This is a genomic window from Chryseobacterium amylolyticum, assembly GCF_051011775.1.
In the GTDB taxonomy this organism is placed as follows: Bacteria; Bacteroidota; Bacteroidia; order Flavobacteriales; family Weeksellaceae; genus Chryseobacterium.
This window is the reverse complement of sequence record NZ_JBPCHX010000002.1, coordinates 255,189-275,837: the sequence shown is the minus strand read 5'-3', so window position 1 is coordinate 275,837 and position 20,649 is coordinate 255,189. Positions and strand designations below refer to the sequence as shown.

At 36.6% G+C, this 20,649-nt stretch carries 22 protein-coding genes; 20 read left to right on the top strand and 2 right to left on the bottom strand.

Translation table 11 applies throughout. From position 1 onward, the window contains the following. Positions 1-76: 76 nt before the first annotated feature. From ACR1PO_RS06450 to ACR1PO_RS06430, 5 genes are all read left to right on the top strand, one after another. Positions 77-655 (top strand): HupE/UreJ family protein, encoded by a 579-nt coding sequence (locus tag ACR1PO_RS06450; RefSeq protein ID WP_131435968.1) that lies wholly within the window; start codon positions 77-79, stop codon positions 653-655. Positions 656-723: 68 nt separating this feature from the next. Further along, on the top strand, positions 724-3,111 hold the full coding sequence (locus ACR1PO_RS06445) for a M1 family metallopeptidase (RefSeq protein WP_433986229.1): 2,388 nt from the start codon (positions 724-726) through the stop codon (positions 3,109-3,111). A gap of 56 nt (positions 3,112-3,167) precedes the next feature. Continuing rightward, positions 3,168-3,890 (top strand): DUF3108 domain-containing protein, encoded by a 723-nt coding sequence (locus ACR1PO_RS06440; protein WP_332385799.1) that lies wholly within the window; start codon positions 3,168-3,170, stop codon positions 3,888-3,890. Positions 3,891-4,030: 140 nt separating this feature from the next. Further along, positions 4,031-4,168 (top strand): hypothetical protein, encoded by a 138-nt coding sequence (locus ACR1PO_RS06435; protein WP_332385798.1) that lies wholly within the window; start codon positions 4,031-4,033, stop codon positions 4,166-4,168. 250 nt (positions 4,169-4,418) lie between these two features. Further along, entirely contained in the window at positions 4,419-4,553 is a 135-nt protein-coding gene (locus ACR1PO_RS06430; RefSeq protein WP_262484685.1) for a hypothetical protein, read from the top strand. 50 nt (positions 4,554-4,603) lie between these two features. Here ACR1PO_RS06430 and ACR1PO_RS06425 read toward each other — a convergent pair whose 3' ends face one another. Beyond that, a complete protein-coding gene (locus ACR1PO_RS06425; protein ID WP_433986228.1) occupies positions 4,604-5,302 on the bottom strand; it encodes a LytR/AlgR family response regulator transcription factor in 699 nt (232 codons plus the stop codon). After that, positions 5,295-6,263 (bottom strand): sensor histidine kinase, encoded by a 969-nt coding sequence (locus ACR1PO_RS06420; RefSeq protein WP_433986227.1) that lies wholly within the window; start codon positions 6,261-6,263, stop codon positions 5,295-5,297. The genes ACR1PO_RS06425 and ACR1PO_RS06420 overlap by 8 nt, the downstream gene beginning before the upstream one ends. A 296-nt stretch (positions 6,264-6,559) precedes the next feature. Between ACR1PO_RS06420 and ACR1PO_RS06415 the strand changes: the two genes are divergently transcribed. The 15 genes from ACR1PO_RS06415 to ACR1PO_RS06345 all read left to right on the top strand — a co-directional run bounded on the left by ACR1PO_RS06415 (position 6,560) and on the right by ACR1PO_RS06345 (position 20,605). After that, positions 6,560-7,252 (top strand): DUF2490 domain-containing protein, encoded by a 693-nt coding sequence (locus ACR1PO_RS06415; protein ID WP_433986226.1) that lies wholly within the window; start codon positions 6,560-6,562, stop codon positions 7,250-7,252. Between the two features lie 24 nt (positions 7,253-7,276). Next, positions 7,277-8,563, top strand: coding sequence for a CitMHS family transporter (locus tag ACR1PO_RS06410; protein ID WP_433986225.1), 1,287 nt, complete (start codon positions 7,277-7,279; stop codon positions 8,561-8,563). 43 nt (positions 8,564-8,606) lie between these two features. Continuing rightward, on the top strand, positions 8,607-9,818 hold the full coding sequence (locus tag ACR1PO_RS06405) for a cation:dicarboxylate symporter family transporter (protein WP_433986224.1): 1,212 nt from the start codon (positions 8,607-8,609) through the stop codon (positions 9,816-9,818). Then, entirely contained in the window at positions 9,805-10,596 is a 792-nt protein-coding gene (locus ACR1PO_RS06400) for a TerC family protein (protein ID WP_433986223.1), read from the top strand. The genes ACR1PO_RS06405 and ACR1PO_RS06400 overlap by 14 nt, the downstream gene beginning before the upstream one ends. Positions 10,597-10,712: 116 nt before the next feature. After that, complete coding sequence (locus tag ACR1PO_RS06395; protein WP_002976538.1) at positions 10,713-10,991, top strand: co-chaperone GroES; 279 nt, start codon at positions 10,713-10,715, stop codon at positions 10,989-10,991. A gap of 95 nt (positions 10,992-11,086) precedes the next feature. Then, the gene (gene groL / locus ACR1PO_RS06390; protein ID WP_131435985.1) at positions 11,087-12,712 is read left to right on the top strand and encodes a chaperonin GroEL; all 1,626 of its coding nucleotides are present in this window, start codon (positions 11,087-11,089) and stop codon (positions 12,710-12,712) included. A gap of 101 nt (positions 12,713-12,813) precedes the next feature. After that, positions 12,814-13,158: a putative quinol monooxygenase gene (locus ACR1PO_RS06385; RefSeq protein ID WP_433986222.1), complete on the top strand. Its 345-nt coding sequence runs from the start codon at positions 12,814-12,816 to the stop codon at positions 13,156-13,158. Positions 13,159-13,337: 179 nt separating this feature from the next. Beyond that, positions 13,338-14,213 (top strand): phosphotransferase, encoded by an 876-nt coding sequence (locus ACR1PO_RS06380; protein WP_433986221.1) that lies wholly within the window; start codon positions 13,338-13,340, stop codon positions 14,211-14,213. Between the two features lie 143 nt (positions 14,214-14,356). After that, entirely contained in the window at positions 14,357-14,902 is a 546-nt protein-coding gene (locus ACR1PO_RS06375) for a hypothetical protein (RefSeq protein ID WP_433986220.1), read from the top strand. 266 nt (positions 14,903-15,168) lie between these two features. Further along, entirely contained in the window at positions 15,169-16,524 is a 1,356-nt protein-coding gene (locus ACR1PO_RS06370) for an AAA family ATPase (protein ID WP_433986219.1), read from the top strand. Positions 16,525-16,691: 167 nt separating this feature from the next. Then, entirely contained in the window at positions 16,692-17,099 is a 408-nt protein-coding gene (locus tag ACR1PO_RS06365) for a helix-turn-helix transcriptional regulator (RefSeq protein ID WP_311230212.1), read from the top strand. 27 nt (positions 17,100-17,126) lie between these two features. Next, complete coding sequence (locus ACR1PO_RS06360) at positions 17,127-17,576, top strand: hypothetical protein (RefSeq protein WP_433986218.1); 450 nt, start codon at positions 17,127-17,129, stop codon at positions 17,574-17,576. Between the two features lie 54 nt (positions 17,577-17,630). Next, positions 17,631-18,200 carry a hypothetical protein gene (locus ACR1PO_RS06355; RefSeq protein WP_332385782.1) on the top strand — a complete coding sequence of 190 codons (570 nt, stop codon included), beginning with the start codon at positions 17,631-17,633 and terminating at the stop codon, positions 18,198-18,200. Between the two features lie 45 nt (positions 18,201-18,245). Continuing rightward, entirely contained in the window at positions 18,246-18,878 is a 633-nt protein-coding gene (locus tag ACR1PO_RS06350; RefSeq protein ID WP_433986217.1) for a tetratricopeptide repeat protein, read from the top strand. Positions 18,879-19,429: 551 nt separating this feature from the next. After that, a complete protein-coding gene (locus tag ACR1PO_RS06345) occupies positions 19,430-20,605 on the top strand; it encodes a Kelch repeat-containing protein (protein ID WP_433986216.1) in 1,176 nt (391 codons plus the stop codon). Positions 20,606-20,649: the final 44 nt, after the last annotated feature.

Sequence of the window (20,649 nt, the reverse complement as noted above, 5' to 3'; positions counted from 1 at the left end):
AAAGCTGCAGTATCCCTCTATGAAGGTCCGATCCTCCTTATGAAATGTTTACTTTTGTAAAAAATTTTTAATCAAAATGCAGGATTTCCTTTTTTATTTAAACCTTGGATGGGAGCATATTATTTCTCTGGATGCTCTGGATCACCAGCTTTTTGTGCTGGCACTTATTGCTGTTTATTCTTACAGTGACTGGAAAAAAATCCTGATTCTTGTCACCGCATTTACGATCGGACATTCCATTACATTGGCTTTAAGTGTCCTGGATGTGTTCAGGGTTCCTTCAGACTGGGTTGAGTTTTTAATTCCCCTTACTATTGTTCTCACTTCTTTGGATAATATTATTATGAAAAATCAGAAACAGACCTTAATGCGGGCCAATTACTACCTCGCGCTTATCTTTGGTCTTGTTCATGGAATGGGATTTGCCAATACAGCAAGGGTGATGATCGCCAAAAGCCAGAGTATCGCTTTACCTCTGCTTGGCTTTAATATCGGATTGGAGCTTGGTCAAATTGTAATAGTATTTGCTATTTTGATGATCCTGTTCATTCTTCTCAATCTTTTTAAGGTGAACAAAAAAGACTGGATTCTGTTTGTCTCTTCCGGGGTGTTCGCTTTATCCTTAAAAATGACTTTGGAAAGGATTCCTTTTTAAAAGTTAAATATTTTCATTATTTCAACAGCTTATTGTTATCTTTGATCATTAATAAATCATTTTCGGTTATGAAACTAAAAGTTGCCATACTTTCACTTTCTGTATTTGCATATACAGGTTTCACCGCACAAAATATTCAGAATAACCCGGGCAGCAATCACGGTAATAAGTTTGAGCAGCTGGGAACTATTCTGCCAACACCCAACATTTACAGGACAGCTTCAGGAGCTCCCGGCCACGGATATTGGCAGAACAGGGCCGATTACAATATCAACGCTTATCTGGATGAGGATAAAAGAAATCTGAAAGGTTCAGAAACAGTGACCTATTACAACAATTCTCCGGATGATCTGGATTATATCTGGCTGCAGCTTGATGAAAACGAACATTCAAACATCAGAAATGCAGGGTATGATACATCATCTGTTCTTCGTCCTTCAACAACTGACCAGCAGCTTAAAGTAACAGAGCTTCCGGTTAAGGATAACGGCTATGGAGTCATTCTTGAAAAAGTAACGGATGCTTCAGGAAATCCTTTGAAATATACGGTGAATAAAACCATGATGCGTATTGACCTTCCTAAAGTTTTGAAAAAGGGAGAAAAATTGGTTTTCAAAGTAGACTGGAACTACAATATCTCCAACAGAATGAAAATGGGAGGCCGCGGCGGTTATGAAAATTTCCCTGAGGACGGCAACGACTTGTACACAATGGCACAATGGTATCCAAGAATGTGTGTGTACAGTGATTTCCAGGGCTGGCAGAACCATCAGTTTACCGGAAGAGGTGAATTTGCTTTGGTTTTCGGAGACTTTAAAGTTTCAATCAATGTACCTGCTGATCACATTGTTGGCGGAACAGGAGAATGTAAAAATTATGATCAGGTATTAACCTCTGATCAGCTTTCAAGATACAGAAAAGCTGAAAATGCTTCTGAACCAATTGAAATCGTAACATTGGACGAAGCTAAAAAAGCAGAGAAAAATCATTCCAAACAGAGAAAAACATGGTTTTTTGAAGCCAAGGATGTTCGTGATTTTGCATGGACTTCTTCCAGAAAGTTCGTATGGGACGGAATGCGCGTGACAATTCCTGAAAACAATAATAAGGTTATGGCTATGAGTTTCTATCCAAAGGAATCTTACGGTCTTTACAGGAAGTTTTCCACAAAAGCTGTTGCCCACACGATTAAGACCTATTCGGAATTTACCATTCCGTATCCGTATCCGGTGGCACAATCTGTAGAAGCTGCCAACGGGATGGAATATCCGATGATTTGTTTCAATTTCGGTAGAACTGAAAAAGACGGTACCTATTCCGAAGGAACCAAAAACGGAATGATCGGAGTAATCATCCACGAAGTGGGACACAACTTCTTCCCGATGATCATCAATTCTGATGAAAGACAATGGGCATGGATGGACGAAGGCCTGAATACCTTTACAGAATATCTTACAGAAGAAAAATGGGATAATAAATTCCCTTCCAAAAGAGGACCGGCATGGACTATTGTAGATTATATGAAACTACCGAAAGACCAGCTGGAACCTATCATGAGCAACTCTGAAAATATTGTTCAGTACGGCCCGAATGCATATTCAAAGCCAGCTACAGGATTAAATATTCTTCGTGAAACCATCATGGGAAGAGAGCTTTTTGATAAAGCATTTAAGACGTATGCCAAAAGATGGGCTTTCAAACATCCTGAACCTGCAGACCTTTTCCGTACCATGGAAGATGCCAGCGGTGAGGATCTCGACTGGTTCTGGAGAGGTTGGTTCTACGGGACAGATCCTGTAGATATTGCCATTGATAAAGTAACGGTAGCAGTTCCTGATCTTGAGACCAATCCAAAGGTTGCCGCTGAAGTAAAATACCAGGTTGAAAAGCCTTTGGTAAACAGTTTTGAAGACCTTTCAAAAATCAGAAATAGAGAAGACAAGAATATTAAATTCTATGTGGATACTGATAAAGAAGTCCAGGATTTCTATTACAAATATGACAGAGGTCAGGAAAAGGTAGATAATAATAAGGAATACACCATTAAAACAGAAGCGGGTCTTCCTTTAGATGCGAAGGATAAAGAGAAATTTAAAAATATTACTGGATACCAGATTGATTTTGTCAACAAAGGAGGCCTGGTAATGCCCATCATCCTTGAGTTTACTTTTGAGGACGGCTCTAAATTGTATGATAAATCTGCAGCACAGATCTGGAGGCTGAATGAGCAAAAAGTTTCCAAGACCTATTATTTTGATAAAAAAGTAAAATCAATTCAGCTTGACCCGATGAGAGAGACTGCTGATATTGATACGACCAACAACTTCTGGAGCAGCACCGGATCAGGTACTGAAAGTTCCAAATTCCAGCTCTTCAAACAAAAACAGGACGGAGCCCCTGTGAGAGGAGGTTCCACCGGAAAGGTCAATCCGATGCAGGCAGCAGGAAAGAGTTAAAAACCAACAGGTTGTAACTTTTAACAGATATAGCACTACTTATTATTAAAAAGATTATGAGAACCATTCTTTTCCTTTTAATACTAAGCAGTGCTAATTTTTTTGCCCAGAACCTGCTGAGTCCGAAAAAACCAGGGATTAATCCAAAGCTGATCAGAAATGAGACTTCTGAAGCTGTCTGGTATGCCGGGAATGCCGATACGAAAACAGAGATCGGAAGTATTATGACAGAAATCAAAAAGCTGAACAAATCGGATCTCCTGATCAGAACAACGGTAAAAATGAAACAGGCCCCGGATGCCAAGTGGACCGATTCTACCCTTGTAAAAATATCAGACTTCGAGCCCGTTTATCATTCTTCTTACAATGTAAACAGAGATATGGTCCTCAAATCCGGGAAAGATAAAGTCACCGGCTATTACCTGGATAAAAAATCCCAGAAAAAAGAGATCATTGAAATTCCTGCAACGGATTATTTTGACAGCAGCAGTTACGCAATGCTCATAAGATATCTTCCTTTAAAAGAAAATTATACTGCAGAAATTTCCATTTTTGACTATAACCCTAAATCTGAGAAAAAAGGCATGATGAAGGCTTACATTCTGGATACCCAAAAAACAGAATACAACGGAAAACCGGTCTGGATGGTAAAAACGAATGATGATATCAGTAACAGAACTGCTATCACAACATATTATATTGATACTATAACAAGGAAAATTGAAAAGCAGGATATGGATATGGCAGGAAGAAAAATGTCTTTGGAAACAATCCGGTAAATTACTGCAGATACCGACACGTTATTTCTGTCTATAACAACCTGATTTAAAAATATTTATATTTGATTTACCATCAGCACAAAATGTCAAAAGTCCTGATTGACAATAAATGTTCAGGATAAAAAAACAAAATATTACTTATGAAAAATGCCAAATTATTAAGCAGAGATGCTCAGAAGACAATCAATGGCGGACTTACTGCCAGACTCGTATGCTGCGAACGCGACGAAAACGGAAAATGTACTTTATGGATCGGAGCGGGACAAAATTGCCCTTAGTCCGTTATCTCATAACAATTAAAATAAAGCCGGAAATGTCCGGCTTTTCTATTTATATTCTCAATCTCTGGGATGTCGAATAAAAGCCATTAATAACTGATAATTAAAATTTTACCGCAAAAATTATCAGCAAAAAATATATCACATTACAAGGAAAAATAGTATCTTTGACTTACTTCTTTTTACATCAAGTGTCAAAATCCTGATTGACATTAAACGCTCAGGATGTACAAACCAAAATATTTTAACTATGAAAAATGCCAAATTATTAAGCAGAGATGCTCAGAAATCTATCAATGGCGGAGCAGCAGGACGTTTTTGCTGCGAGTACAATTACAAAGGACAATGTATTCTATGGATCGGTCCCGGGCAGTATTGTCCGTAATTCAGTCATCTGAAAACAATGTAAAGCCGGGAAATTTCCGGCTTTCTTTTTTAACTTAAAAATGCTTTGATATTCTTTTTATAAGTGCGCCCCAGCGGAAGCTCTTCTCCGTTTTTCAGAAAAACATGGCTGGAATTATAGGAACTGATATGACCTGACAATACAATATAAGACTTATGGATTCTGATAAACCCGAAATGCTGGAATTTCTCTTCAAAATTGGACATTCTCTCCAGAATCATATATTTTTTCAATGGCGTCATCAATACAATGTATTCCCCGAAACCCTGTATCCAGAGTATATCTTTAAGAAAAACTTTATTCATGACATAATTGGATTTGAACATAATATAATCTTCCTGCTGCTGGCTGCTGGCTGAACTTTTAAACTGAACAAAATCCCTTGCTTTATTAACCGCTTTTTTAAAAGTCTCAAAATCCACAGGCTTGATGAGATAATGAACAACATCCAGCTCAAATGCCTTCACTGCATATTTTGTTTCCAGGGTAAGGAAAATACACAGCGGCGGATCGGGAAGCTGCTGCAAAAGCTCTACCCCATTGATTCCCGGCATATTGATATCAAAAACAACCAGATCCACTGTGTTCGCTTTCAGGAAAGCCAGCGCCTCTTCCGGCTTCTGAAATGAAGCCAGCAGCTGAACATCTTCAAGCTGGGCGCAATATTGTTTTACAAGCTGTAATGCAGGATATTCATCATCTACATTAACGATAGTCAGATTAGCCATTTATAATAATGTTTAAGGCAATTTTATATTGATCACTGTATTTCGGTCCGGAATAAAATTCATACTGATCCGCATAAAACTTTTCCAATATATGAATAATTGCTTCATTACCCAGCCCGTGATAATCTGATTCAACCGGATTACTTCTATCTTTCCCGACAGAATTAATAATTTCAAAATACAGCTCAGAACGCTCAATTTTACAGAACAGTTTTATAAAACCATCAGGATCTTCTCCTATTGCAGAGTGTTTCAAAGCATTTTCAAATAAAGTAAGAAATACAGCAGAAGGAATTTCAACAATATCAAACTCTTCCTGATCTTCAATATCCATTACAATATCCAGCTGGTTATCATATTTAAGCTGGTATAAGGCTGCAAGTGCTTTCAGTGAAGAAAATTCCTGGGAAACCGTTACTTTTTCTTTTCCGCTGTCATAAATAATATACTTAAGAAGCCTGCTCAGCTGCAAAATGGAATCCGAAGTCTTCTCCGAACGGGTAAAACTGTTCGCATATATATTATTAAGGGTATTCAGCAAAAAGTGGGGGTTCAGCTTAGATTTCAGCAAATCAAGATAAAGCTGGTCTTTCTCTTCTCCAAGGCTGATTACATCCTGTTCTATTAGAAATTTGTCTTTGGTAATTCCCAGAAAAGACCCCACAAGAATGACAATGCCCTGCGAGATATATACATTATACAGAAAGCCTATATGATAGCCCTTTCCGCTGAAATCCATCTGGAAAACTGCAGGCTCCCACAGAATCCTGAAAAGGCTGGACACCAGAAAGCAGATCAAAGCATAGAGAATAAACTCGGGATATTTATTGGATAAATAAAACCGGGGAACCAGATAATAGTATACCAGATAATAAATTCCCACATTGAAAATGGTATTCAAAAAAATACTTATTACCAGCTGAGTTGAATCCAGGAAGTAGTTTTCGGTGAAATAAGTCATCAGAATGAAGATAAAAAGGAAAAAAATGTGCTGAAACCTCAGCAAAAATTTCCAACGGTACTCCATAAGGCTTTCCAGAATTTTACCACTAAATAAAATCCTGATAATCAATAATATAATAATAAAATTAATGATTAAAAACATAGCCCTTACCTTATTTTGAAACGCATCAAATATAAATATCTTTTTGCCTCAAAATGCAGTTTGTTGAGAAAAACTGTCATTGATTGAAAAATTCCAGCGCCACTCTTTCTAATAAATATATTTGAAAAAGTACAATATTAACCCAATATTATATGAAAATTAATATAAAATTAACCCTTATTTTATCATTATGCTTATTCAACAGACTTTATAGTCAGAGTAAAGATAATTATAATATGTGGTTTCAGTACCTGATGTCGGCAAAGATTACCGATAAAAGTACTTTAACAGCTCTTACCCAATACCGTTCCTTCGACCTGGCTTATGATACAAGACTTTTTCTGGTGAATGCCTATGTAGACTATGAAGTGGTGGAAAATATAAAGCCTGCTGCAGGGGCCATGTTTCTGATCCTTGAATCTTATAATGCCAACGATTCTAAAAAGATAAGATATGAAAAAAGACCTTTCCAACAGGTAACCGCTGATTATTACATCGGCAGAACGTCAATCTCCAACCGTCTTAGAGTAGAAGAACGTTTTATCAGTAATCCGGATGAATTCGAGGTAAGAATCAGATACCTGATCTCGGTCCGGATTCCTTTCAATAAAAAAGGAGAAAAAGAAAGACTCTACGGTATTCTTAAAAATGAAATAAGAATGAATGTTGATAAGCTAGAACCTTTCGACAGCAATCGTATTACCGCAGGTCTTGGAATAAAATTAGGAAAAAATTCTGCGTTGGAGCTTGCCTTTATCAATCAGCTGGAAACCCAGAAAACAAGTAATTACGGCTTCATAGGTTTCAGAAACAGTTTTGACTGGAGAAAAAAGAAACAACAATAACTTCATTAATATTTACATACAACTATGCTTACATTTCTTGGTTTTCTAATGATTTTCATCTTCATGATTCTCATCATGAACAAAAAGATGACTCCGCTTACAGCGTTGGTCATTGTTCCTGTGGCCATTGCTCTCATTGCGGGTTTTGGCCCACAACTCGGAGATATGATGAAAAACGGTGTCAAAGAAATAGCTCTGACCGGCGTTATGCTGATCTTTGCGATCCTATATTTCAGTTTAATGATAGATACGGGGCTTTTTGAACCTCTTGTCAATATAATTTTAAAAGCCGTTGGGGATAATCCCATTAAAACAACAATAGGAACCGCTGTTCTTACCGCATTGGTTTCATTGGATGGTGACGGCTCATCCACCTATTTAATTGTAGTGGCCGCAATGCTTCCGCTGTACAAAAAACAGGGCATGAATCCCCTGATTCTTACCTGCATCATTATGCTTGCCGGACAGATTATGAATATTCTTCCGTGGGGAGGCCCCACAGCAAGGGTAATGAGCTCCCTGAAGCTGGGACACACTGAAATCTTTGTTCCGATGATTCCAATTATGGCAATAGGCATCCTGTGGGTTATATTTGTTGCCTATATTTTAGGCAGAAAAGAAAAAATAAGAATTGCAAAGCATGGTAAATTTACAGGTTACAACAGCAATGATATTATTGGGGAAGCAGATCCTGCACTCCGCCGCCCGAAACTCATCCTGATCAATCTGGCCCTTACCATTACCCTTTTAGTGGTTATGATCCTGGATATTGTTCCATTGGGAATTGCCTTTATGATTGCTTTCTGTATTGCCTCCATCATCAATTATCCCAAATTGAAAGACCAGCAGAAAATAATTTCCAAACATGCAGGAAATGCATTATCCGTAGCGGGAATGATTTTCGGAGCCGGAATTTTCACGGGAATCCTTAACGGATCAGGTATTATGCAGGCGATGGGGAACAGTATGATAGAAATAGTTCCCAGGAGCTGGGGAGGTTATATGAATATCGTAACCGCTTTATTCAGTATTCCGTTTACTTTTTTTCTGTCCAATGATGCTTATTATTTCGGGATACTGCCTATTATTGTTGCTACCGGACATGAGTTGGGAATTGCACCTGAAATATTGGGAAGAGCAAGTCTTATCGGGCAGGGCTCGCATCTTCTCAGCCCATTGGTTCCGTCTACCTATCTGCTGGTATCACTGGCAGGTGTGGAATTTTCAGATCACTTAAAATATACATTGAAATGGGCCCTGGGATCATCCCTCATCATGTTGGTGAGTGCATTGATTCTTGGTATTATATAAGGTTATATCTTTGAATTTCGTAATCTTACCCTATAAAAAGTGAATGATGAAACCTAACAAGCAAAAAACATTTACAGACTCCTATTTAAGAAACCTTACGCTTTATGTGTTCACAGCGATTATCTGCGGGGCATTAACCGGCTATTATTTTCCGGAAGTCAGTAAGCATCTGGAAACGGTGAGCAGTTACTTCTTCATGCTTCTTGAGGTTTTGATCATTCCCGTTATTTTCATTGCGGTGATGTATGGGGTGAGCTATATTTTCAGTACCAGAAATGCTTTTAAAATTGTAAGCCAGATGGTACTGTATTTTTTGATCATTACTTCTGTCAGCATTGTATTGGGAATTGGTTCCGGGCTTCTTTTAAAGCCGGGTGCCAATACAGGAATTATTATTTCTTCCCATAAAGTACTTCCGGAGAGATTTTTAACAAAGACCACCAATCCTTTACATATCAGCAATTATGTGCTTTTTCTTTTAATATCAATATCTGCGGGAGTCCTGATTGGTTTTTCGAAGAAGAAGAATAACATTCTTAAAGCGATAGACGTGGGAAGAAATCTGTTTTTCAAGCTTATCAAATATGTTTACATTTTTCTTCCTGTCGTTATTTTCTGTAATATCGCTTACGGAATTTCAGTATACGGAATTAATACTTTGCTGCCGTTAAGTAAGATTGTTGCCACGGTATACCTTACCAGTGTATTTTTTATTTTCGGGATCTTAGGGGTTATAACGGCTTATTTTAAAATTAACCTCTGGGATTTTCTGATCAGCATCAAAGAAGAAATCATCCTGGTAGTAGCCACTTCCTCTTCAAAGACGGCATTCCCCATGATTTTTGATAAAATGGAATCACAGGGATATGACCGGAAAATTCTTCGTCTTATTATTCCGCTGGGATATAATTTTAATCTGGCAGGAGCCTGCATCTATCTTTCAATCTCTTGTATTTTCCTGGTCCAGCTGTATAATATTCCGCTTACGGTAAAAGATTATTTCTGGCTTTTTATCACCATTTCAATTGCCTCAAAAACAGCTTCGGGTGTTCCCGGGTCAGGCTTCCTTGCCCTGATATTCACCTTAAGCCGGTTCGGAAAAATTCCCACCACAGATCTTGCCCTTTTATACAGCATAGACCGCTTTATGAACGAGGCCAGATCTGTCACCAACTTCATAGGCATTACCGTTTCTGCCGCCATTATTTCAAAACTTAACCAAAATACTGTTTCTTTAAAAAATGATGTTTCCTGATTTCACCCACCTTTTCAATGACCTGTTACAAAACCCTGCAAAATCGATAGCCATTATCGGCAACCTTATCCTTATTGAAAGCCTCCTTTCCGTAGACAATGCAGCCGTACTGGCTACCATCGTCATGGATCTTCCCGAAAACCAAAGAAAAAAAGCTTTGAAATACGGAATCCTCGGAGCTTATGTGTTCCGCGGTCTGGCTCTTATTTTTGCTTCTGTACTGATTTCCGTATGGTGGCTGAAACCACTGGGAGGGCTTTACCTGATCTATATTTCTGTTGACTGGTTTATCAAAAAAATAAAAAACAGAAGTGATGATGAAAGTCCGGAAGAAACCCCAGACAAAGAATCCAGCTGGCTGTATAAAAATTCCATTGGACTGTTGGGGCAATTCTGGGCTACGGTGGCCATTGTAGAAGTGATGGATCTTGCTTTTTCCATAGATAACGTTTTTGCTGCAGTTGCTTTTTCAGATAATTTACTTCTGATTACAATAGGTGTTTTTATAGGAATTTTAGCCATGAGATTTATTGCACAGTGGTTTGTACGCCTTATGCAGGTATTCCCTTTCCTGGAAACTGCCGCTTTTATTGTGATTGCTGTTTTAGGAATTAAACTAAGCTTATCTCTGTATGAGCACTTCTACCCTGCCACGGCATTCGCGCAATTCTTAGGCAGCCATACCATGGAAGTTTTAGTTTCTGCCGTTACCGTTCTTTTGTTCGTAGTGCCTGTAGTAACCAGCTATCTTTTCGGAATTCCGGCCCGCAAAAAATAATTTTCTGCCAAATTTTCACATTCGGAAAATAAAAATCTGCCATTTCATCCATCGGCGTCTCATGGCATACATTTAGAGAATTTCAAGACAGAAATAATTAAAAAATTAAATATATTATGTCAGTAAACTTTAAACCATTGGCAGACAGAGTTCTGGTAGAGCCAATCGCAGCAGAAACTAAAACAGCTTCAGGTATTATTATCCCGGATACTGCAAAGGAAAAGCCGCAAGAAGGTACTGTAGTAGCAGTAGGTCCTGGTAAAAAAGACGAGCCTACAACGGTTCAGGTAGGTGACAAAGTACTTTATGGTAAATATTCAGGTTCTGAATTGAAGTTAGAAGGGAAAGATTACTTAATCGTAAGAGAAGCTGACTTATTGGGAATCATCGGTTAATTTGTAAAAAGTAAAATGTATTCATGTAAAATGATATTTTCAGAATACAAAATCATTAATACATTGTACAAAGTACATTAATACAATAAAAAATTATGGCAAAAGAAATAAAATTCGATATTGAATCAAGAGACGCTCTAAAGAGAGGGGTAGATGCATTGGCTAATGCAGTAAAAGTAACTTTAGGTCCTAAAGGGAGAAACGTAGTGATCGAAAAATCTTTCGGTGCTCCGCACGTAACTAAGGACGGTGTTTCTGTAGCAAAAGAAATCGAACTTGAAGATAAGGTAGAAAATATGGGAGCTCAGATGGTAAAAGAAGTAGCTTCCAAAACCAACGATATCGCAGGAGACGGTACTACTACCGCTACTGTACTGGCACAGGCTATCGTAAGAGAAGGTCTTAAGAACGTAGCGGCTGGTGCTAACCCTATGGATCTTAAAAGAGGGATTGACAAAGCGGTAACTGCTGTTGTTGAAAACCTTAAATCTCAATCTCAGGAGGTTGGAGATTCTTCAGAAAAAATCAAGCAGGTAGCTTCTATCTCTGCCAACAACGACGATACCATCGGTTCTTTAATCGCTGAAGCGTTCGGGAAAGTAGGTAAAGAAGGAGTAATCACTGTAGAGGAAGCTAAAGGTACTGATACAACAGTAGACGTTGTAGAAGGTATGCAGTTCGACAGAGGATACCAGTCACCTTACTTCGTGACGAATCCTGAGAAAATGCTAGCTGAACTTGAAAACCCATATATCCTTTTAGTAGAGAAGAAAATCTCTTCCATGAAAGAATTGTTACCGGTTCTTGAGCCAATTGCACAAGGTGGTAAGTCTTTATTGATCATCTCTGAAGAAGTTGAAGGAGAAGCTTTAGCTACTTTGGTGGTAAACAAACTAAGAGGTTCCCTTAAAATTGCTGCTGTAAAAGCTCCTGGATTCGGAGACAGAAGAAAAGCAATGTTAGAAGATATCGCAATCCTTACAGGTGGACAGGTGATCTCTGAAGAGCAAGGTTTCACAATGGAAAATATCTCTTTGGATATGCTTGGAACTGCTGAGAAAGTAACCATCGACAAAGACAATACAACAGTTGTAAACGGTGGTGGTGACGAAGCGAAAATCAAAGGAAGAGTAGCTCAGATCAAAGCTCAGATGGAAACTACAACTTCTGACTACGACAGAGAGAAACTTCAGGAAAGATTAGCTAAGTTAGCTGGTGGTGTTGCTGTACTTTACGTAGGAGCTGCTTCTGAAGTGGAAATGAAAGAGAAAAAAGACAGAGTAGATGATGCCCTACACGCTACAAGAGCGGCTGTAGAAGAAGGTATCGTTGCCGGTGGTGGTGTTGCTTTAGTAAGAGCAATTTCTTCACTTGACAATCTTTCAGGATCTAACGCTGATGAAACTACAGGGATCAAAATCGTGAAGAGAGCGATCGAGGAGCCATTAAGACAAATCGTTGCCAACGCAGGGGGTGAAGGTTCTGTAATCGTTGCTAAAGTAGCAGAAGGAAACGGAGACTTCGGATACAACGCGAAAACTGACGAGTACGTTCACATGCTTGAAGCAGGGATCATTGACCCGACTAAAGTAACAAGAGTTGCCCTTGAAAACGCAGCTTCTGTTTCCGGAATGCTTCTAACAACTGAATGTGTTATCACTGAAGTGAAGAGCGCTGAACCAGCTATGCCAATGGGTGGTGGAATGCCAGGAATGATGTAACAGCGTGTCGCTGAGACAATTTAATATACTAACCGTTCTGCTTTTGTGGAACGGTTTTTTGTTTCCAGTTGATTAATGATACTTTTAAAATTGCCTTATAAATGGATATATTTGTAAAGGCAATTACAGAAAATATGAAAAACAAATATTTACTTCATGGAAAACTAACCCTAAAATCAGGACATAAAGAGGAGCTTGCTGATATTTTAATACAAGCATCTCAACTTGTATCAACGGCAACAGGTTGTAAACTGTATGCAGTTAGTAATGACAAGGATGATGCAAATTCTGTTTATGTTACAGAAATCTGGGATAGCAAAGACGACCATGACAATTCTTTAAAAATTGAGGGCGTGAGAGAGCTTATCATGAAAGCAATGCCCATATTAGACGGACAGCCAACGAAAGGACAAGAACTGGAAATTGCAGGAGGTGCAGGAATATAAAAAACAAGTGTGAGTGTTATACTCATATAAAACTAACCATAACCATAGATAACGAAGAATTAATGCCAGAGAAATTTCCCACGATAAACAGCACACTTTCACCAAATACACTTGGAAAACTCATACAACAACAATATGGATTAAGCGACAAAACTGAATGCAGCATATTTCGACTTGCCATGAACCATTTATACATCGTTCACGACAGCGAAGTCAAATATGTTTTTAGAGTCTACACTTGTGATTGGCGGACAAAATCAGAAATTGAAGAAGAGCTAAGACTTTTACTTCACTTAAAAGAAAATAACCGGCAGGTTGCTTATCCAATAAAAGACAAATCAAACGAGTACATTCAGGAAATTGAAGCACCGGAAGGAAAAAGATTTGGCGTTTTGTTTTCATATGCCAAAGGAACAAAGACCGCAAAATTTTCATCTCAGACAAGTTTTCTCATCGGGCAGGCATTGGCCAAAGTTCATCAATCGACAGAAGGTTTTGAACTGGAAAGGATGTCTTACAATAGTGAGAACCTGCTTATAAAACCTGTTTCCAGAATAAAAGAATTCTTTCATAAAAACATCATCGAAATTGAATTTTTAGAAAAACTCTCTGCTTTTTTAACGCTGAAAATCCAAAATACCAACCTATCGAAAATGAGACATGGGAGTGTTCATCTTGACGTTTGGTTTGATAATTTACACATTGATAATGAAAAGGAAATCACATTTTTTGACTTTGATTTTTCCGGCAACGGGTATTTATGTTTTGACATTTCTTATTTTATGTTCCAGTTACTTGCCACTCATTTAAACGAAGAAGAATATCAGGAAAAGGCAGAAAGCTTTTTGAAAGGTTACGAAACAGTAACTGAGATCAGCAACGAAGAAAAGCAGTTTTTACCTTTCGCCTGTTTAGCCATTATGACCTATTACATCAGCGTACAATGCGACAGATTCAACTATTGGACGAATATTTTCCTTAACGAAGATCATTTAAAAAGAATGGTTGGAAATTTGAAACGCTGGATAGCATACAACAAAATTGAAATTGAATAACGGTCAGCAACCGAGGCAATTTAATATATTAACCGCTCTGCTTTTGTAGGGCGTTTTTTTGTTTCATAATTTTAAAATTACACAAAAGGGTAATTGATCGATATCTTTTAAATGAAATAACTTTTGATAATAAAAACAAAATCATGGAAAAGCAAAAACCATTTTTTAAGTTCCAATATATCACAAAGGAAAATTTACAGAAAGAAATCATTAGTTTTCTATTCGGTGTATTCTCTATAGCAACAGGTTTAATTTTAGGATTAAATACAGAACGTTGTACCCAAGAAAACAAAGAAAAAAATCAAGTCAACAAGCTTATAAATGCTATAAAATTAGAAGCCAAAATAAATGATTCAATCTTTCCGTTTTATAAAAGATATTCTCAAAGTGATACAGACAATATTAAAAGTGAATTCAATATTTCAATAGCAACTGAAACCAATAAGTCTGAAATCTGGATAAAAAGGGCAACCCCGGATCAAATGCTTCAACTGAATCAATATTTAGTTTTCGTAAATAAGGTGAATAACTTCAAAGAAGAAGATACTGAATTTAAGAAAGAAAAAATGAAAGGAAATACCCATTATCCTACGGAATACAGAAATAATTTTAAAAAAGCTTTTGACATGACATTAAACAATTGTCAAAGAAGCATTACCTCAATATTAGCATTAAAACAAGTTCAATAATATAAGCAAATATAAACTTATATGTTATCACTGAAGTAAAGAGCGCCGAACCAGCTATGCCAGTGGGTGGTAGAATGCCGGGAATAATGTAACACATGTCGCTGAGAAAATTTACATACTAATTGTTCTAATTTTGGTACAGTGGCTTTTGGAATATGGTTTACCGTAAAAAAAGAATATTAAAATAACTTACTTTAGCAATTATATAAATTACATACTATTTATTATATACGAACAAATTAATAATCTTTTAAAATCATATAATCATGAAAATCAAAAAAGTTAAATGGCGTAATCATTCTATTTTAGGAGACTTAGAGCTTGACTTCACAAATGACGCAGGAATACCTTTTAAAACAATACTTTTTGCGGGGGAAAATGGCACAGGTAAAACTTCTATCTTACAAACTTTAAGTACTTTTTTAAATATGGATAGCTTTGAACCATTTGATTATATTGAATATGTAATAGATAATCAAATTTATAAGGCAATTCCTCAAGAACAGGATAATCAACCTAATTGGTTTTTTGATATTATTAAGCCAGATAGTACACGTAAGTCAATTTTTTCAAGTAGTTCTAGTAATAGAAATTCAATACTAGAAGATCCTGAAGATCCTCGTCATTACGGATGTGTATTCTCAAAAGCCAGAGCTGACTATAAGACACAAAAGATAACACATACAACATCCAAAACCCTCGATAATGATAAATATGACATTGATAATGAAGATGACTTCACATCATTAAAACAATTGATAGTCGACATACAAAATCAAGATAATGAAAACTATGTTGAACAGAACAAGACACTTAATAACAATCCACTGCCTTGGCCAGAATTCTTTAAAATATCAAAAACATTTCGTTTTAAAAATGCATTTGACAACTTTTTCGATAACATTGAATACGAAAAGGTTACTGATCTTGAAAATGAAAAAACAATACTTTTTAAAAAAAATAATAATTCTATTTCAATTGATAATTTAAGTACAGGAGAAAAACAAATAGTATTTAGAGGCATATATCTACTGAAGAATAGTAACAACCTAAAAGGTTCAACAATTATGATTGATGAACCAGAACTGAGTATGCATCCTAAATGGCAACAAAATATTTTAAAATATTATAAAGATTTGTTTACAGATGCTGACACTCAAAAAGCACAGCTATTTCTGGCTTCTCATTCAGAACACGTTCTTAAAGATGCCTTATCAGATAAAGAAAATAATTTAGTCATTTTATTATGGAATGATAATGGAACAGTTAAAGCTAAACGTGTTGATGCTCCTGTTGTATTACCTAGCATTACGGCTGCAGAAACAAATTATTTAGCATTTGATATTGTGTCTACAGATTATCATATAGAATTATATGGCTTGCTTCAGGATAAAACTAATAACAATACTGTTAAGAGTTGTGATGATTTTATTAAAAATAGTGATGAGTATAATCCTGTTCTTCATTCTAAAATTTCAACACACAACACAACCACCTATGAAACTTTAAGTACGTTTATTAGAAATGCAATTCATCATCCTGATCCTGCTAGAACTTATACAGAGCGTGATTTAAGAATTTCCATTGAACTCCTAATTAAGCTTATAAATCAACTGCCCTGATAATACTAACATACTAACTCCACAAAGTCACCCAACTTTCCACCAATAAAACAAAATCCGAAGTCTCCCACTTCGGATTCTTTATATCCCACCATCTAAAATACCCCACTCCACCATTTCCTATCCCCTAACTTTTACTTATATTTGTTTCTATAACGTACACAAATATGCAAAACAAAAAAATACATCAGGGAAGAAATATCAAGCGTTTTCGGGAGATGTTGGGCATCAAGCAGGAGGCTTTGGCTTTTGATCTTGGTGAAGACTGGAACCAGAAGAAGATTTCGCTTCTGGAGCAGAAAGAAACTATAGAAGAGGATATTTTAGAAAGGATTTCCCAGATTCTGAAAGTTCCTGTGGAAGCTATTGAGAATATGGATGAGGAACAAGCAGTTAATATTATTGCTAATACATTTGATAATGGTTCTATACTTAATGGTATAAATCATAATCCTTCGTTTCATCCTATAGATAAGGTTTTGCAACTGCACGAAGAAAAAATTGCGTTGTACGAAAGAATGCTGAAAGAAAAAGATGAGATGATGGCCAGGCTGGAGCAGCTGATTCAGAAATAAATAAACAAAACTAATAACCAACCCTTCATGAAGCTCTATACTTTCATAGCAGTACTATTCTTGCTGTCCTTCAGCTGTGCAAAAAAAGACCAATACCGTGTAGGCCAGCAATGGAACTACAAAACCCGTCCTACGGAAAAAAACTCAATACTTACCATATTAAAGATTGAGGAATACCCCGAAATTGGAAAGGTGATTCATATTTCTGTCAGTGGGTTGAAGATGAAAAACCCTGCCAGCCCTAGCGGTTATGCAGAAAACCTCAGCCATCTTCCCCTATCAGAAGAAGCTTTAAACAAAAGTATAACCACCCTGAAAAGTGAGACCGGCAAAAAGCCGGATTCTCTTGAACTGGACGGATATTCTTACTGGAAAAAAGAATTCGATAAAGGAAATGCCGGGATATTTACCATTCCCGTTTCTGAGATCGTAAGTACAATGGAAAAATCTATTGTGGCAGGGGATTATACGAAATAAAATCCAACACTTCCCAATGCTTTTTTTTATACGATCATAACAATATATATTCTCATGAAATCAAGAATTCTCTTTATTCTTATTATTCTAATTTCTTATAGTTGCTCACTAAGTAAATATCATAACGTTCCTGTTCGAAATGAAATTGATCTTTCTTTTAAAAGCTTCAGTGAAATTAAAAAAGAAGAAATGGATAAAGCATCAAAAGATATTACTCTTGGATATTTTTGGGGAATTGGAGAAGATATTTATCCCGCTTTTCAAAAATATAAGTTTGAAATTCCCAGATCATATCAACGAAACGAAAATAACTTCATTCTTAAAGTAGATTATTTTTTCACCAAAGATGAGCAAATCAAGTTCAAGTCTTATGAATGGAATGAAAATGAAAAAATTGAAACTTCGAATGAAATGTTTAACGAAAAATTCCACGAAATAAAAAAATATATTACTGAAAATCTTGGAAAACCATCCCTTGAAATATATGAAGATTTAGAAAAATCTACAGAAGAAACGGTAAGGGATGATATAAAATGGCACAATAAAAATTTAAGTGCTTATTTATTTCGTTTCAGAGGAAAAGGTGGATTTGATCAAATACGTTTGGCAATTTATTGTGATTAAGAATATTGTTATGAACAGAAGAATATTAATAAAATAAAGCTATACATGAAAAAAAAATTACTATTAGGAATATTGTTCTCTGTTTCAATTTCTTTTCACATTAAAGCTCAGGATTTTCCACAAAAATTTGAAAAGGAATTTTGCATTTGTTTATCTGGTAAAACAAATTATACTGATGAAACATTTAAAACTTGTTCCTATGAAGTAATGTCAAAACTTCACAAAGATTTTGAAAACTTTCATAACAGCACAGCCAACAAAAACAGAGATGATTTTATGAAAGAATGTATGATCAGATTAATAAATAATTGTGATCCTTTCTATATTCATATGGCTGATTTAAAGAAAACAGGAATGGACAAGTTTAGAAATGATTACAAAGACATAAGTATCGATTCTCTAAAAAATAAATTTACTGAAACAAAGCTCTTATCTGATTATTGGGAAATAGCCAACTGGTATTTTGCCCATAATGAAAATGAACAGGCTGAAAGGATATATAAAGAAATTTTAAAAAATGAACCTGATCAAATAGAAGCTGCGTATATGTTAGGGGCACTTTATGATGAATGGGGAAAATACCAGGAAGCAAAAGTTTTATACGACAAAGTATATAAAATTACAGGAAATATACAGTATAAATTATATTCGGAAATGGATTTGAAAAGGATAAAATAATGATCACATGATTCAGAAATAAAATTGCTTATAAGTAGAAAAATTAGTTTGCTAACTCCCAAAGCCTTTCGACTTTGCATAAAAATCACCCCAAAGCCATCAGATTTCGGACAATAAAGTATCTCCAACCCCTTCAGTACCCCCTCCGGCCCCTTCCATAAGCCCCTATAGCCCCTTGACTAAGGAGGTATCTCCCCTTCGGAACGGCCTGTACCCCCTTATGCAACCCCCTATAACCACTTCACTAAGCCCCTTCGCCCCCTTCCATAAGTCCCTTCACTCCCTTGGATAAGGGGCTATACCCTCTTCATGCCCCCCTCTACCCCCTTAGGTAAGGGGGTAACTGTACCTGCAGAAATATAAGTGTGAATGAAATCAACCGTTTTTTTTAGAAAAAATAACCTGATGTTTGCCTGAATAAAGCACTTTTAAAAATTCTCTCCAACTTTTTCCTATCTTTAAACCACGAATATGCTATTAAAGACTGATCCGGAAAATAAGCCTGAATCACTGAAAGTATAAAACAGAACCCAACACTAAAACCCATACCATTGAAAACAAAATTATTATTCCTGTCATTTTTGAGTTCACTGCTGGCTCATGCGCAAACCCTTAATTTTAAAAGTCTCGCCAATATGTCGGTAGGCAGAGGAGCTGCAACCAGTGTCATTGTAGATGATAATATATACGTGATCAATGGATATCAGGAAAGCGGAGGCAATGCCAACTATATTGAAAAATACAATATTACTGATAACAAATGGAGTGTTCTCAATTCTATTCTAAGTCCTAAAAAATTTGCTAATTCGGAGACTTATGATCATAAAATTTATATTTTTAACGGTTGGGGAAACAGCCATCTTGAAATTGTAGACCTTGCAACCCTTAAAGTAACGAAGGGTGCTGTTAACCGCTCCTACACAGGAAATGCAGGTTCTGCCATCCATAACGGAAAAATATATGTGTTCGGCGGCAGCGGACTCAACGGCGCTGCAACCACTTCCTTTTCCAACAGGTTCCAATATTATGATATTGCTTCCAATACATGGCATCCATTACCGGATATGCCCACAGCCAGAGAAGCAAAGGGTAAGATTGTGAATGACAAGCTTTATGTCATTGGCGGTTTTAACGGTACTTCATCCCGCCTGATCAATATCTACGACATCAACACCAACCGGTGGACCGATCAGATTACGATGCCAGCCGGGATATCCGGACATTCATTAGCGGTATCCGGTGATAAGATTTTTATTGCAGGGGGCTATAACAATCAGACTTTTCTGGCCTATTTTGATACGGCAACCAATAAATTCCATCAGCTGTCATCCAATATGATCCCCAGAAGACACGCTGCAGCGGAAGTATATAATGATAAATTATACATCATCGGCGGAAGTACAACGTCTGTAACCAAATCAGCCATCAAAAGTACACAAGTAGCTGATATTTCTGAAAGCGCGCTCTCTTCCAATGCAGCCGGGGAAGACCGTGAAACTAAAACAAAAGTCTATACCAATGCATCCAGAGACGGTTTCATCATCAGCAATAAAAATAACAGCAATCAATTTGAATTTACCGTGTACTCTTTAGATGGAGAAGTGATCAACAGGGGCTTTGCCTATTATAACAGAAATATAGATTTATCCAAAGTACAAAGAGGAACTTATATTTTCAGTTTTAAAGATGAGAAAGGCATTTTGCAGAAGATTAAAATTGTAAGATGATAGTAAGCTTCAGACACACAATTCCGTCATAATAATCCGGAGAC

Bases quoted from the DNA above. Each gene is read 5' to 3' on its own strand.
- ACR1PO_RS06410 (WP_433986225.1), top strand. From the start codon at position 7,277: ATGCTTACATTTCTTGGTTTTCTAATGATTTTCATCTTCATGATTCTC.
- ACR1PO_RS06370 (WP_433986219.1), top strand. From the start codon at position 15,169: ATGAAAATCAAAAAAGTTAAATGGCGTAATCATTCTATTTTAGGAGAC.
- ACR1PO_RS06440 (WP_332385799.1), top strand. From the start codon at position 3,168: ATGAGAACCATTCTTTTCCTTTTAATACTAAGCAGTGCTAATTTTTTT.
- ACR1PO_RS06395 (WP_002976538.1), top strand. From the start codon at position 10,713: ATGTCAGTAAACTTTAAACCATTGGCAGACAGAGTTCTGGTAGAGCCA.
- ACR1PO_RS06385 (WP_433986222.1), top strand. From the start codon at position 12,814: ATGGATATATTTGTAAAGGCAATTACAGAAAATATGAAAAACAAATAT.
- ACR1PO_RS06400 (WP_433986223.1), top strand. From the start codon at position 9,805: ATGATGTTTCCTGATTTCACCCACCTTTTCAATGACCTGTTACAAAAC.
- ACR1PO_RS06430 (WP_262484685.1), top strand. From the start codon at position 4,419: ATGAAAAATGCCAAATTATTAAGCAGAGATGCTCAGAAATCTATCAAT.
- ACR1PO_RS06415 (WP_433986226.1), top strand. From the start codon at position 6,560: ATGAAAATTAATATAAAATTAACCCTTATTTTATCATTATGCTTATTC.
- ACR1PO_RS06375 (WP_433986220.1), top strand. From the start codon at position 14,357: ATGGAAAAGCAAAAACCATTTTTTAAGTTCCAATATATCACAAAGGAA.
- ACR1PO_RS06360 (WP_433986218.1), top strand. From the start codon at position 17,127: ATGAAGCTCTATACTTTCATAGCAGTACTATTCTTGCTGTCCTTCAGC.
- ACR1PO_RS06445 (WP_433986229.1), top strand. From the start codon at position 724: ATGAAACTAAAAGTTGCCATACTTTCACTTTCTGTATTTGCATATACA.
- ACR1PO_RS06380 (WP_433986221.1), top strand. From the start codon at position 13,338: ATGAACCATTTATACATCGTTCACGACAGCGAAGTCAAATATGTTTTT.
- ACR1PO_RS06355 (WP_332385782.1), top strand. From the start codon at position 17,631: ATGAAATCAAGAATTCTCTTTATTCTTATTATTCTAATTTCTTATAGT.
- ACR1PO_RS06425 (WP_433986228.1), bottom strand. From the start codon at position 5,302: ATGGCTAATCTGACTATCGTTAATGTAGATGATGAATATCCTGCATTA.
- ACR1PO_RS06420 (WP_433986227.1), bottom strand. From the start codon at position 6,263: ATGACTTATTTCACCGAAAACTACTTCCTGGATTCAACTCAGCTGGTA.
- ACR1PO_RS06405 (WP_433986224.1), top strand. From the start codon at position 8,607: ATGATGAAACCTAACAAGCAAAAAACATTTACAGACTCCTATTTAAGA.
- ACR1PO_RS06350 (WP_433986217.1), top strand. From the start codon at position 18,246: ATGAAAAAAAAATTACTATTAGGAATATTGTTCTCTGTTTCAATTTCT.
- ACR1PO_RS06450 (WP_131435968.1), top strand. From the start codon at position 77: ATGCAGGATTTCCTTTTTTATTTAAACCTTGGATGGGAGCATATTATT.
- groL (WP_131435985.1), top strand. From the start codon at position 11,087: ATGGCAAAAGAAATAAAATTCGATATTGAATCAAGAGACGCTCTAAAG.
- ACR1PO_RS06435 (WP_332385798.1), top strand. From the start codon at position 4,031: ATGAAAAATGCCAAATTATTAAGCAGAGATGCTCAGAAGACAATCAAT.
- ACR1PO_RS06365 (WP_311230212.1), top strand. From the start codon at position 16,692: ATGCAAAACAAAAAAATACATCAGGGAAGAAATATCAAGCGTTTTCGG.